Annotated in this window: 10 protein-coding genes; 1 reads left to right on the forward strand and 9 read right to left on the reverse strand. The window is 29.1% G+C overall.

What is annotated here, in order from left to right:
• Positions 1-57: 57 nt before the first annotated feature.
• From ACXYRK_RS03240 to ACXYRK_RS03280, 9 genes are all read right to left on the reverse strand, one after another.
• Positions 58-726 carry a hypothetical protein gene (locus ACXYRK_RS03240; protein ID WP_458614630.1) on the reverse strand — a complete coding sequence of 223 codons (669 nt, stop codon included), beginning with the start codon at positions 724-726 and terminating at the stop codon, positions 58-60.
• Positions 726-1,967, reverse strand: coding sequence for an ABC transporter ATP-binding protein (locus tag ACXYRK_RS03245; protein WP_458615087.1), 1,242 nt, complete (start codon positions 1,965-1,967; stop codon positions 726-728). The genes ACXYRK_RS03240 and ACXYRK_RS03245 overlap by 1 nt, the downstream gene beginning before the upstream one ends.
• Complete coding sequence (locus tag ACXYRK_RS03250; RefSeq protein WP_435128863.1) at positions 1,948-2,907, reverse strand: sugar ABC transporter permease; 960 nt, start codon at positions 2,905-2,907, stop codon at positions 1,948-1,950. The genes ACXYRK_RS03245 and ACXYRK_RS03250 overlap by 20 nt, the downstream gene beginning before the upstream one ends.
• Entirely contained in the window at positions 2,907-6,089 is a 3,183-nt protein-coding gene (locus tag ACXYRK_RS03255; RefSeq protein ID WP_458618040.1) for an ABC transporter permease subunit, read from the reverse strand. Before ACXYRK_RS03255 ends, ACXYRK_RS03250 begins: the two co-directional genes overlap by 1 nt.
• Positions 6,090-6,092: 3 nt before the next feature.
• Positions 6,093-6,611: a hypothetical protein gene (locus ACXYRK_RS03260; RefSeq protein WP_458614053.1), complete on the reverse strand. Its 519-nt coding sequence runs from the start codon at positions 6,609-6,611 to the stop codon at positions 6,093-6,095.
• Between the two features lie 12 nt (positions 6,612-6,623).
• On the reverse strand, positions 6,624-9,113 hold the full coding sequence (locus ACXYRK_RS03265) for a hypothetical protein (RefSeq protein ID WP_458618042.1): 2,490 nt from the start codon (positions 9,111-9,113) through the stop codon (positions 6,624-6,626).
• Between the two features lie 39 nt (positions 9,114-9,152).
• The gene (locus ACXYRK_RS03270) at positions 9,153-9,596 is read right to left on the reverse strand and encodes a hypothetical protein (protein ID WP_458618044.1); all 444 of its coding nucleotides are present in this window, start codon (positions 9,594-9,596) and stop codon (positions 9,153-9,155) included.
• A 313-nt stretch (positions 9,597-9,909) separates the two neighbouring features.
• The gene (locus ACXYRK_RS03275; RefSeq protein WP_458618046.1) at positions 9,910-11,766 is read right to left on the reverse strand and encodes an alpha-amylase family glycosyl hydrolase; all 1,857 of its coding nucleotides are present in this window, start codon (positions 11,764-11,766) and stop codon (positions 9,910-9,912) included.
• A gap of 41 nt (positions 11,767-11,807) precedes the next feature.
• Positions 11,808-12,485 (reverse strand): hypothetical protein, encoded by a 678-nt coding sequence (locus ACXYRK_RS03280; protein WP_458618048.1) that lies wholly within the window; start codon positions 12,483-12,485, stop codon positions 11,808-11,810.
• Between the two features lie 213 nt (positions 12,486-12,698).
• On the opposite strand from ACXYRK_RS03280, the gene ACXYRK_RS03285 reads away from it, so the two are divergent.
• A complete protein-coding gene (locus ACXYRK_RS03285) occupies positions 12,699-13,667 on the forward strand; it encodes a ribose-phosphate pyrophosphokinase (protein WP_458618049.1) in 969 nt (322 codons plus the stop codon).
• Positions 13,668-14,234: the final 567 nt, after the last annotated feature.

Below are 14,234 nucleotides of genomic sequence, written 5' to 3' on the forward strand. Positions count from 1 at the left end.
TAATTTTTGTATAAACTTGACAGGTTAAGAAAAACCAAGGGAAACCCTTGGTAAATATTATTTTGAATTGTTTAATAAAGCATTAATTTCAACTTTTAACTTTTGTGTATCATGAGCTTTGGCTGCTAAAATTTTATCTTTTTTAACAAATCCGTATCTTTTCTTAGCAACTATTATTAAAACAATACATATAAATGCTAAAATCATCGCAATTCATGATGTTGTATAATTGATTCTAGGTAAATCTCCTGTTTGAATTGGTGTATATGATTTTGCATTATCAGTTATAATAAGTGTGTAATTATTTTTAAATGTTTGATCTGGTTGTAAAGCATTTATAAAGAATAAAGCTATAAAGATAGCAGGTATCAAAGCAAATAAGTAAATAAATGTTTTATCGGAATTTGATTTATTTTTATATAACATAACTTGCATATAAATCAAGGTTAATAAAGCAACCAATGAAAGAAAAATACTGATTGAATTTAAACTTCAAAAGACTTCTTTTAACTGATATGAAGGTGAGTTAGCATAAACTTGTGCAGGGGTAAATCCGGCTGCTGTATCGCTGTTTAAAATGTAGTTATATTCAAGTTGAATTTGTGCATAAAAGCGAGTGTATAAGGTTGCTTGCAAAATTATTACAATTGCTAAAAACACAGAGATAATTGCTAAATAAATTTTACGTTCTAAATAGTTGTTTTTAGTATCAAAATACTTATGCATTAGTTAATTCTTTCTTCGCTTTGACTATCAAATAAGTGGATGCGAGATACGATAAATTCAACATATACATGTGAATATAATTCAAATTCTTCAGAGTTAGAAGCATTAACAATAAATTCAATATCTTCATTAATCCGCACTGTGACTAATTGATCTTTACCGATTAATTCAATATTTGCAATTTTACCTAACACACGGTTTTCAGCATTGGAATAACTTATTTTTAGGTCTTCACTACGAAAACCGGCAACTACTTTTTGGTTTTCTTTTAATAATGCAGCTGTTTCTGTATCAAGTTTAATTTGAATTTTTTGATCTTTTGATACCAATAAATCATCTTTATATACAGCATCAAAAGTATTCATTGTAGGTGATCCAATAAATTTAGCAACAAAAATATTAGCGGGTCTAAAGTATAAATCTTTACCTTTTCCATTTTGTTGGATTTTTCCATCGTTAAAAACAACAATTTGATCACCCATTGTCATCGCTTCGAGTTGGTCATGAGTAACATAAATACTTGTGGTATTTAACATACGATGAATGTTAACTATTTCGCGACGCATACTTTCGCGCAATTTAGCATCCAAGTTAGAAAGAGGTTCATCCATCAAGAATACAAGTGGTTTACGAGCAATTGCACGACCAATAGCTACACGTTGGCGTTGTCCTCCTGATAAATCACGGGGCTTACGGTAAAGGTAGTCATCAATACGTAAAATTTTTGCAACATCTTTAACACGACGATCGATAACATCTTTACGTTCGCGGGCGATTTTTAATCCGAATGAAATGTTGTTGTAAACATTCATATGTGGGTATAAAGCATAAGATTGAAACACCATTGCGATATTACGTTCATTAGGTAAAAGGTTGTTATATCTTTTGTTATTAAATAATAAATCACCTTTAGTAATTGAATTTAATCCAGCAATCATCCTTAATAAAGTTGTTTTTCCACATCCTGAAGGTCCTAAAAAGATGCAGAATGTTCCAGCTTTAATATCTAAGTTAATATTTTCAAGTGTATATTTTTCGTTTCCTTCATATTTTTTTGAAATATTAACTAATTTGATATCAGCACCATTGCTTGATTCATAAATTTCACCTACTTCAGAAACAAGTGCGTCAATATCGATGGTTTCAAAACCACTTGTATCATCTAATTTATCTTCTGTTACAACAGAATTATTTGTGTCTTTTTTCTTTTTAAAAAACATATTATCCTTTCACGGCTCCATCTGAAAGACCACCGACAATGTATTTTTGTAAGTACATAAATAATGCAAATGCAGGGATAGAGGCAAGAATCGAACCAGCTGCATATGCTCCTGCATTAACATGTTTTGGTTCAGCTGATAAGAATTGGTCTAGTCCAACAGCTAAGGTTTTTTCTTTTGAATCAGCAAGTACGAATTTAGGTAAGATAACATCAGTAAATGGTGTTAAAAATGATCATAAAGCCACCATAATAAGCGCAGGACGAATAACAGGGACTAAAATTTTAAAGAATAATCCTCAGTTGCTACATCCATCGATTTTACCTGAATCATCAAGTTCGCTTGATACGGTATCTAAATAGGACTTAAGCATAAAGGTATTCGCTGAAATAGCTCCACCAGAATAAATAATAACTAACATAAATATTGATGGTATCCCAATGCTATTACCTAAACGAACCAGTAAGAAAAGTGAAATAATAGCAGTTGTTGCTGGAATCAGTTGTAACATCATAATTATCATTAATGAATTTTTTGATCCAGCGAATTTAAATCTGGAATATGCATAACCATTTAATGCCACAGCGACAGTTGATATCACCATAGTTAAAACAGCAATTATGATGGTATTTTTATACCAAATCAAAAAGTCGCTACGAGGACTGGTGAATAAGTAAGAGAAGTTGTCTCAACCAAATTTAAATGGAACAACCGCAACAACACGTTCATTATTTACATTGAATGCTGAAATAATTAATGAAACTATTGGAAAGAGAATAATTATTGCTCAAAAGATTAAGAATAAGTAGTTAAAGAATAATCAGAATATTTCAAGTGCTGTTAAGGGTTTGGTATCAGTTTCGTTAAAATTAATTCGTCTAGGAGTTAATTTTTTATACGGAACTTTTACTTTATCAAAGGTATGTTGATAAAATCTTTTGCGTTTTCATTTTTCGAACATTAATCTCTCCTTGACATAGTTTTAATAAACCCTCTTGCACCAATAGCAATTGAAATAAGAGCAGCAAAGGTTGTTAAGGCAGCAGCAAATGCTTGGTCACCTGGGATGTTGGTTGCTCCTTGTGCGATTTTGAAGACAAATGAAATAATAATATCAGTTGATGCTTCATTGAATGCAGATGCTTTAGCAAAGTTTGGCCCACCACCAGTGAAAATAGAAATTGTAGTGAAATTATTAAATGCTCCAACAAATTGACCAATTAGCATCGGTGCAATTGAAATAAGAAGCGATGGTAAGGTAAGATGTCAGAATAGTTGTCTTCCTTTTGCTCCATCAACAGCACCTGCTTCATAAATATCTTTTGGTATAGATTGTAAATTACCAGTTACAAGCATAAAGATAAATGCATAAGCAATTCATGTTTGCACCACAATTACCAATACACGAGCAGTCCCGATTTCACCTAATCAGTTACGTGGCTCCTTTAGTAGTCCGATTGATAACATTATTTTGTTAATGTATCCAACTTCACCACCTTGAAATGATGATCTAAGAAATGATAAAGTAACGAATGCTGGAATAGCTCATGGTAAAATATAAATAAGTCTAAATATTTTTTTAAACTTAATGCGTTGGTTATTTGTTAAAATTGCGATTATAATACCAAGTGAAATAGGGATAAAGGTTGAAAATACTGTTCATATTGCTGTTCAATAAAATACACGTCCTAAACCACTAAAGATACCAGTGTTACGAAATACTCATCAATATCCTCAGTTTTTAAGCCCTACTCAGTTGACAGTTTGTGCCGGAGCATAGTGCTCAAAACCATAGTTAGTAAATGAAACAAGTACTGATGTAATAATAGGTGTAGCTACCACAAAAAGCATTAATACTCAACCTAAAATAGAGATCACTCAGGGATATCCACCTGTCGAAATTCATCTTTTGGTATGTGATCATTTACTTGGACGAGAACCATATTCTAAGTTTTTTGCTACCCGATAACTACTAAGCGATGATGTAGCAAAGTATATTATGACTATTACCATCAAAATAACACTTATAACACCACCAAATAAGTATATCCGAGCATCTGTTAAAATACCTTCTGCATGGTTAAATTTGCCTGCTCCTAAGTCGCTAAAACCAGGAATTCCACCCATTTTATCTCAGTAAGCACCAAATGAAAATGGAACAATTAGTGCTCATAAAAAGATGCTTCCTAAACTAAGTAAAATTCCTTTTATGTATTGTTTAAAGAACAATAATTCAGAAAGACCAGGGAAAATAAATCCAAGCACTAAAGCAAGTCATCTGAAATTTTTCATTGTTTCAATTGGTATTGATTTTTGTGCTTCATTAATTTTGCTATCATATATTTTTGAATTAACTCGCATTTCAGCGAATTCACGTCAAAATGAAGTTTTCAAAATTTCTTTGTTAGATAAAACTTTTGATTTTAATTTTGCTTCTGTAACAGCCTCTTTATAGTCGATTTTGTATTCGATTTTCTTGTTTTTGAAAGCTACCTTAGTAATTTCTTTTGTCTTAATTTTTGCTTTTAAAGCTGCTATATTTTCTTTATAAGTTTTTTTATAAAGTTTTTTAGATGAAGCAAAAACTTGTTTTTCTGCTTGATATTCAGTTATAGGTTTTTCTTGTTTATTAATATTTGGATTGACATCTTTATTATTTAGTTTTTGGATAAGATTATCAATTACAGCCATTAGATTCGTAGATTCAGAACCGTTTTGACTTTGATTTGATAAGTGTTTAAGATTATATAAAGAAACCTTTGATTTAATCCGTTCTTCGCAATATTTAATGCGAGTAAGTCGATAATCAATAAACTTTTCTCTTAATGCTTTTGATTCTACCTTGTGAAATTCACCTTCATATGTATATTTAACTTTTGCATCTGCAAGCAGATTTTTATATTGGGATTTTAACAATATTGAAAATTCATTTTGAACTCTTAAAACATTAATAAAATTTAAATATTCTTTTAAAGCGATATTAACAAAAGGATAATCATTGGTTACTTGATAAGCATTAAGAATATTAAGAATTTTGTTATTTTTAACTTTTAAACCTTTTAAATCTAGGTTTTTTATGCTAAAATCAATTTTTGGTAAGTTATTGAAGTTTTTTGAAAGTAATGAATATAAGTCTTTATAATTTTGCAATCTTGCTCGTTCTTTAAAAAATGGTTTAATTGATCTATATCATTGCTTAATTTTTATAACTTCTAAATTTGATTTATCAACAATTTCTTTAACAATCGCTTTATTAGCAACCTCAGTTGATAAAATTTGTTCTTGTTGTTGCTTTATTTTTTCTAACGAAAGCAACTTTTGTTGTTTAGCTTGACTTTTTCGTTCTTGCAGTTTACTTGTGTATTCATATTCGATTTGTAGGATTTTTTGTCTGTTTTCAAGAATAATATTTTCTTTTTCTTTTGTATATAACTCTTTTTGTAAAGTATATGTAGATTCATATTGATGTTTTAATTCTTGACGACGAGCAAATAAACTTAATCTTTGTTTTTCTAGACTTTCGTAGAAGTTTTTAAAGAATATTTTTGCTGAATCTCCTAATTTTTGGATATATGCAAGTTCGTTAGGTAGCAATAAATTATGTATTTTTTCGATATCAAATTCTGTATCTTTAACATGTTTTAGATAAAGTTTAAGTATAGAAAAGATAGTATATTTTTTAAATGTTTGCATTTCTGAAAGACGAGTTGAAGTCTGTAGTTTTTTAATACTTTCGACTTTAATTTCTAAATCATCAGCAGATTTTGTTAATGAATAAACAAAATCTTTTGCATATGATTTAATGTCTTTTAGTTGTGCATTAATTTTTTTAAGTTCAAAATTTAACAAAGAAATAGAAGAGGTACAAAATGATAATTTCTTAATAGAATCTTTAAGAACTATTATCTTGTTTTTGTAAGCAACTTTGTGCGAATTTAATTCGCGTTTTAAGTTGTCTTGTAGTTTTGTTCTTGCTCGTAAGAACAAATCTTTGTCTATTTTTTGTTGGTTATTAATACGATCTTGTGTTCTTAAGAAGACATTTTTAATCTGTTTTTTATAGGATTTAAGATTACCGGCACTCTGAGGTAATATTGAATCGAATGATTCACCGTATCAGTTGTACAGCTTTAATTTTTCCATAAATTACCTTGCCTTTCCTTTGTGTATTTTAACCCATTCATAATAATGAAGCTTTCTTTGAATATGATATTGTATACTGAATGTAAATAAAGCAATAACAGTTGAAAAAGAGAAAATAGATATAAATGTACCTGTTATTATTTGAAAGTTACTCATATAAGATGTTCCCCTAAAAAAAGGTAGACCTGTAAGTAAAATAAAAACAATAATCCAACATGTAAAAAAGATATATCCTGCTTTCAATTTACTTCGTAAAAGTAGTAAATAAATCAAAAAGAAAACTAAAACTAAGGTATTTGCAATATAAGCAACTAATGTTGCGATGGCATGATTTTTTGCAAATTCACTTAATTTATCTGCATCACTTCTTATTTCAATAGGCACCGATTCAGTATTAATTCCATATCCGAATGGAATTAATACCCATATAAGAAGCACTGCTGTAAGCAGTGCTAATAGTATTAGTAAAATATAAAACTGTTTTTTTTCGATATTTATTTTATATTTAGTATAACTGTACATTTAGCTTACTTATTATTTGAATACTACTCTAACTCGTAAGTTACCAGAATTTATTGCATTAAGTGTTTCAGTATAATCAGCTGATAATTTATCTTCCATTGCACTTAAAAACTTATCTTGTGTTTGAAGTTTATCACCTAATGATCTGTATCATTCTGCTGAACCAAAAGTCTTATCGTTTCAATTTGATCAAACAGTTTTTAGGTTTGGATTAGAGTTATCAAATCTGGTTGGTTGGACTTGTAGAATACCTAATCCTTGTTCTTGAAGTTTTTTGCTTGATGTTAGAACATTAAACACAAAGTTTACAGAAATTGATTTATTGTATTCATCAATGTTATTTTTAGTGGTAGCAATGGTAACATCAGATAATGTTCCATCTTTCTTTTGCATCATAGATGACATAAAATCATCAGCAAAAGTTGAAATCTTAGCAAAGTTTTCAAATCCAGCTAAATAAAGTTTTACAATTTTACGGATTTGTTCATCAGAAACAGTTGTAGGAGCAGCAGTATTAGAGAAGAATTTTGCACGAGCAAATACTTGATCTTCAAATTCATGGAGTTTATTGTCTTTCATCGCTTGTTGAATCTTTGCAATTAAAGCGGCTTTTTGACTATTGTCATCTCCATTGACACCAAAAATAAATTGTTCAATTTTTCTTAAGTGGAATGTTCCGTTGTTACCATTTTCATCTGGTTTATCTTGAACCATATCAACAAAACCTAGATTTCCAAACTTATCCTTGTTTGTTAAGGTAGCAAATGCTCCTGCTTTCATCTTGTCTGCACCAAGCTGTCATGGTTGTGCAGGTGTGCTACCAACTAATTCATCGCTTCATTTAGTTGTGAATCCCATTAATCCAGCAAGTGTATTTCTGAGTGGCAATGCATTTACCAAAGAATTATTTAGTTCATCAACTTTTGCTTTTGTTTCAGTTGAACCATTGAATGTAATTTTCATCTTATCTTTTGAAACTTGGTTAGCATCTGCGATAGGATTGTTTTCATCAGCCTTTGATTCTCATAAACCTCATTTTCCGTAGCTTCCTTTTAATTCATTAAGTTCACTTAAAACGGTTGCTAGTTTACTATTAAGTTCATTGAAATCAGCATAACCTAAATTTTTTGCAAAATTTTGTATCTTAGTTTCTTCTGATGTATTATCTGATTTGATTCTATCTGACATTCTAGAAAATAGAGCTTCTGAATAAGGTATTTTAGAATCTTGTTTAAAGTATTGATAGTATGAATCGAAATTAAATGCTGCTTTTAAAACTTCTTCAAGTGCTTTCTTTCTTTCAGGTGATGATCCGTTGTTTCTTGAAGAAATACCATAACCTCAACCACCGGCCGCCTGAATGTATGGAGCTCCATCATCAACAGGAACTACATTGAAGAATGATAGTGCATTTGCTGCATCTCTTGAGTTTTGAACATCTCATGTCCCAATTAATGCATAGTCAAGTTTTTTATCTTTCATTGCACTAAAAATAGTTTGGTTAACAACACCCATATCGCTTCCGTACATTGCTTGTAAGTCACCTTGACTTAATCCGTTTTTAGCTCAAACGGTTTCTTTGTATGCCTCTGGTGTCATTCCATAAGCTGCATGAATAATTGGATATAAAACATTAGCAACTTCTTTTAATCCATCTTTAAGTAATCCATGTCATTTATCACCTTTTACAAATCATGAAGAAACTTGTCCTTCATTATTTTTGTATAAGTTCTTTTGGAAGAATGATTGAGATAATGAATCTCCACCTAATTGATCTTGTTGCACTTGTGTGTATGAATCTCATGCTTTTTTAATCCCACCATATAAAATACCATTACCATATCAAAAGTCTTGTAATCTTAAGACTAATTTACCTTTTTCAACTAGTTCTTTCAATGTATCTGTATCTTTATTTGTAAGTTCAGTTCTTGTGTCTGCTTCATCTTTGTTTGAAGCTAAAATAAGACCTTCTTTGTTATGACGAACTGCTAAAAATTTATGTGTAGGTTTCTGATTTTGTGTACCGTTAATAGTTCCGAATTTAACAATATCGGCTTTTTGGTCATCAGGTAGCGATACAACTTTGTTTAAATCATCTAGTACTTTTGGTGTATCGTTTACTTTATCTCCAAAGAATGTATCTAAGTCAGCTAAATAATTATTTTGTGCAAATTCTGTAACACGGTCTTGAGGTAAATAGAAAATATCAGGAACAGTTGGGTCGTTTAATCCTTGTGTACCAAGGTTTAATGCATCGAAAACACCTTTTTGAATAAATTCAAGTGTAAATCCATCTTTTGTGTGTGAATCAGAAGCATCAAAAAGTTTCTTAACTTCATTGTAAAAGTCCTTTTGTGTTCCATCCACAGCGATGTAAATTTTCTTAGAACCTTTTCCGGTGTCTTGTTGTGCTGAACCACTTGTTCCACAAGAAACAGCAACTCCTACTGCTCCAAGCGATAATAATCCACCTGTATAAACTAATGCTTTTTTTATTTTCATATTTCAATATTCCTTATCTATTGTTAAGTAATTACAGGATTATTCAAATGCAATTTCATTTTTTTGATATGCAATAAAAGAAAAAATAATACAAATTGGTGAGAGTAATAACAAACCACTTATACAAGCAACATAACCTATCCAGTGATTAAATTCTGTTTTTGACATTATATAAATTACATGAATAGTTATTAAAGCAATCGCTAAATAATTTATTACTAATACAGCAAGCATTATACGTACTCAATAATTTTGCAAGGTTTTGAAAAGTTCAACATTAAAAACATTAGGAGATTTACTGAGATTGATAATAATTTGGATAAAAATAATTTCTATAATAAGTACAACAATGTTTGCAAAGAGTAAAAATAAATATTCTAAGATTTTTGGAGTATATTTGCGTTCAAGTGGTAATTTACCTAATCAAAACCACATAAAACGAGTTTTAAATGGTGGTTTTGAAAAATGTATATTTTTCTTCATAATCCTGATTAAATTATAATATAGCAATACAAAAAACACATAATAATTGTGAAAATATGATATTAATTCCTTTGATAACTTGATATGTCAAGATAGTTGTTCCATAATTTACTTATTTATAGATAGATTACAACAAAACAATTTTATTTTTTTGTAAATAAATTGGTTTTGTTGAAGAGTTATTATTGATTTTTAATAAAGTTAATAATAAAGAAAAATACACTTTTTAACTCATATATAAGCAACAAAAGTGTATTTTTATCTCGTGTAATAATAATATATTTCAAGGTTATTTATATTATAAACAGAAATTTTATTGTTTTTTAATCAAAAACACTCCGACTTTTATGTGTGAATCGCTTTTCAATGATTTTTCACTCATTTGAAAACTTTGATTGATTAAATCCTTATCAAATTTATATCCATCTTTTAGGTTAATCTCAAAACTACCTAAATTGTCACTATATACAACTAATAAATAATTTCCATCATGGTTATCTCTTAAGGTTAAATTATTAGGATAATTTGATGCATTTTTGATAATGTCTGATGGTTTCTTAATATATTTTATATCTTGATCTCTAAGTGATGGATATTGCTCGCGTAAATGGATTAATTTTGAAACTAATGCATATGCACCGTTTTTATCAGAAACTAATGATTCAACATATCCTTCACCTTTTGAATCCTGTGTTTGAATAATATCACTTCCTGATCTTTCATCCTTAAAATAAACTCTTTTATGCAAATCTTTCCATCAGTATGCTTCGCGAATTTTATCATCACCTTTACTTTTATCTCCACCTTGCATTAATATTTCATTTCCATCATATAAAATAGGTGTCCCTCCACGAGAAAGCAAAGAAAATAATGCCGCTAAATAACCTGCTCTTTCTTGATTGTTAAGTCTATGTGATGTTCCTAACGGTGATTTTGTTACATTTTTTTTATAATTTGCTATTCAACGATCGATATCATGGTTATCTAAAAACGGTAATCAATAACTCATACCTTCATCGTTGTTAAGATAATTGATTAAGTTTTTTTCCTCATCAGAATTAATAAACGGATGTATTTGATATTTATAATGATTTCCATCTAAGACACTTCCGAGAGCTTTATAATTTGACCTTCCATACATTAAATATTTTGATGCATCATAAACACTTTTTCATCATTCCCCGAACATTAATACTTCTTTATCAGAACGAGCAACATTATTTTCTATAGCTTGCTTAATTTCTTTATCAGATGCATCACGTCAATCAAAAAATAATTGGGATGTTTTTGATCCATCACTATCGGTTGGTTTATGTGAATTTTCGCTACCAAAATAATGGTAAAAAGCATCATAACGAAAACCATCAACACCTTTTTTGATTCAGAATTTATGAATGTATTCTATTTCTTTTAAAACATCCGAATTAGTTAAATTTAGATCAGGCATCCCTTTTCAGAATTTTGCTGCATATCTTAGATTTGTATCAGGTTTTGGGTTTTGATGATAATTAATATTTTTAAAGATTTTTCTTACATCTTTGTCTTCACCATAATCTTTATCGTTTGTTGGTTTGTTATCATAAAAATAATAATATTTTTGATATTTTTTATCACCATCTAAAGCTTTTTGAAACCAAGGATGTTCATAAGATGTATGATTTAAAACTATATCTAAAACAACTCTAACTCCTTTTTCGTGTGCCTTAGTTATAAAATTATCAAAAGCTTGCATTCCACCAAGTTCAGGAGCAACAGCAGTATAATCGATAACATCATATCCATGATATGATGAAGACGGATGAATTGGTGATAGATATAAAGTGTCTATTCCTAGATTCACGAAGTAATCCAAATTATTAGTTAAACCAATAAAATCACCAATTCCATCATCATTTCCATCAGCAAACGAATATACAGTTAACTGATACATTACATTCGATTTTGCTTTAGCGATAAATGGAGCTTGAAATTTTGCATTTTGATATTCATCTTGGTAGCTTAAGTTATTCAAACTTTTTTGGTTTTCAGCGACAAATTCATCATTTCCTCACCCTTTTAATCTTTTAACAGTTGATACATCATCATTTTGTTGACTGCATGAAATAGCAGTTGCAATAAATGCAGTTGATGTTAAAAATAAAAATTTTTTTATTCACCATCTATGTCTCATATTTACTCCATTAGCATAAAAAATCTACTATAAAGTAGATTTTAACTTCCTTTAGCAAGATTTAAGATATCTTTTCTTAATACTTCAACTTTATCGAAATTACCTTTATTTTTTTGTCAATTTGATATCAATTCATTAAGTTTTTCAGATGAAATTTTGTTGTTCTTTTCAAGGATATCAAGGTTTTTTAGGATTTGTTGCATTGATGATGATTCGAAATATGCATTATTAATTAATTTTAAAGAAGTTGCTTTATGAATTTCGTTTCTATAAAAATTTACAATGCTTTTTTGAAAACTTTTTAAAGTGTTAGAAGCATTTTCGTGTAGTTGTAATTTACCGATTTTATCAATGTAATCCAAACTTTTCTTCTTACTTCTTTCAATAAATCCATCGTTTAGTTCTTTTAATAAAGCATCAAGTTTAGCTATTTTTTGATCATTAGTAAGGTTTTTGTCATCATAAAAACCTTTTACTCTTGTGTCAAAACTTAATGCTCAATCAGTATCTTTTGGATTACTATTAATTATACTAATTTTAGTATCTAAAAACTGCTTATATGTTTGACGTAATTTACTTACATCTTCTGGAAATGATTGTACATATTTTAAATTATGTGTCGGTATTGCTATAGCAGCTGAAACACCAGCAGCGCCTAAGACGAATCATGAACCAATAAGCACATTTTTCATAATATTACTTTTCTTTTTGTCTGTCATTATATTCCTTATATTTAATAATTATACATTTTTATTTTATATATACTTATCTATCACATTATTAAATTTTTTCTTTGATATATCAAGTCATAATCAATTTCATAATTTTTCTAATTATCTGGTAATGTTTACACCATATAATACACAAAACACAATATTTAATTATCTTTTAGTTTAAAATATAAATAAGGTAAAATTATAATGAAAGGAAAAATGGATAATAATATTGTTTTGTTTGGTATGCATAATTCGCTTAAACTTGCTCAAAAAGTTTCAGAAATTATTAATATACCACTTTCTAATGTAGAACGAACTGTATATGCTGATGGTGAAGTTATGTTGGTTTCGACTCCAACTGTAAGAAATAAGGATGTTTATATAATCGCAAGCACATCAAGACCTGTAAATGATAATATTATGGAACTTTTGATGTTTATTGATTCGTTGAAACGTGCTAGTGCTAAAACAATTAATGTATGCTTAAGTTACTATGGATATGCTCGTCAAGATCGCAAGGCTCGTGGAAGACAACCTATTACAGCCAAATTAGTTGCTGATTTGTTGCAAACAGCAGGTGTTTCTAGAGTAATTTGTGTGGATTTACATAATCCTTCAATTCAAGGTTTCTTTGATAAACCAGTTGATGATTTAAGAGGACAATATCCGATTGCAAAAGCTCTGAAAGCAACAGGAGAAAAATTTACAGTTGTTTCGCCAGATCATGGTGGAACTGTGCGCGCGCGTAGATTAGCTGAATTAATCGCAGAAAGTGTGCAAATATGTATCATTGATAAGCGCCGCACTGGTGTAAATCAAACAGAAGTAATGGGGATTTTAGGTAGTGTAAAAGATAAAAATGTTGTAATAATTGATGATATCATCGATACTGGTGGAACTATTTTAAAAGCAGTTGAAACTTTAAAAGCAAATGGTGCTAAAAAAGTTATAGTTGCTGCAACACACGGAATTTTTACCAAGGGTTTTGAAGTTTTTGAAAATCACCCTGATGTTTCTAAAGTAATTGTAACAGACAGTATAGATAATTATGAAATGTTAGACAAGTTCTTGAAATTGCAAATAGTTTCACTTGGTGAATTTTTAGGTAAAGTAATTAATGCATCATTAGTTGGGGAAAGTGTTTCAGAAATTTACCGCAGTTATGAAAAAGAAATAGCAAGTTAATTAGCATCCATAACACACTTTTGTGTGTTTTTTTATATTACAGTTTATCAGCAAAATTTATATTTTATGGATACCGTAGAAACTAAGGGACATAACATAATCCGTTATCGGTAGAATAATTATACTTTTTTTTTGACCTATCAAAATTTATTTTTATTCTTTTCTACCTTATTTTTACTTTTTTTAGCAATCAAATTTAATATCTTTGATATTAAATTACACGGGTGTACGTACACGCTACTTTAAAGTGCAAGAAAACGACGCTAAAATACCTAACGGCATCGCTATGAAATTTATAAAATAGAATATACATAGTATATTCTAAAATTTCAGTTTTCTTTTAAAAAAGGTAAAAACACTTTAACCTAATGTACACACTATTTTAAAAACACCAAAAATTGTTTTAAGTAATTATCAAAATACACCCCGTAGGGGTGAACACTAAAAACTTTTAGTAAACAAAAAAATATTTAGAGAAAACTTTTATATAAACACTTTTAAATTACCTTTATTTATACCTTATCATATGCTATATATTAAACCCTATTAAATTTTGATAAATTTATC

The organism is Mycoplasma sp. AC1221 (assembly GCF_054353815.1).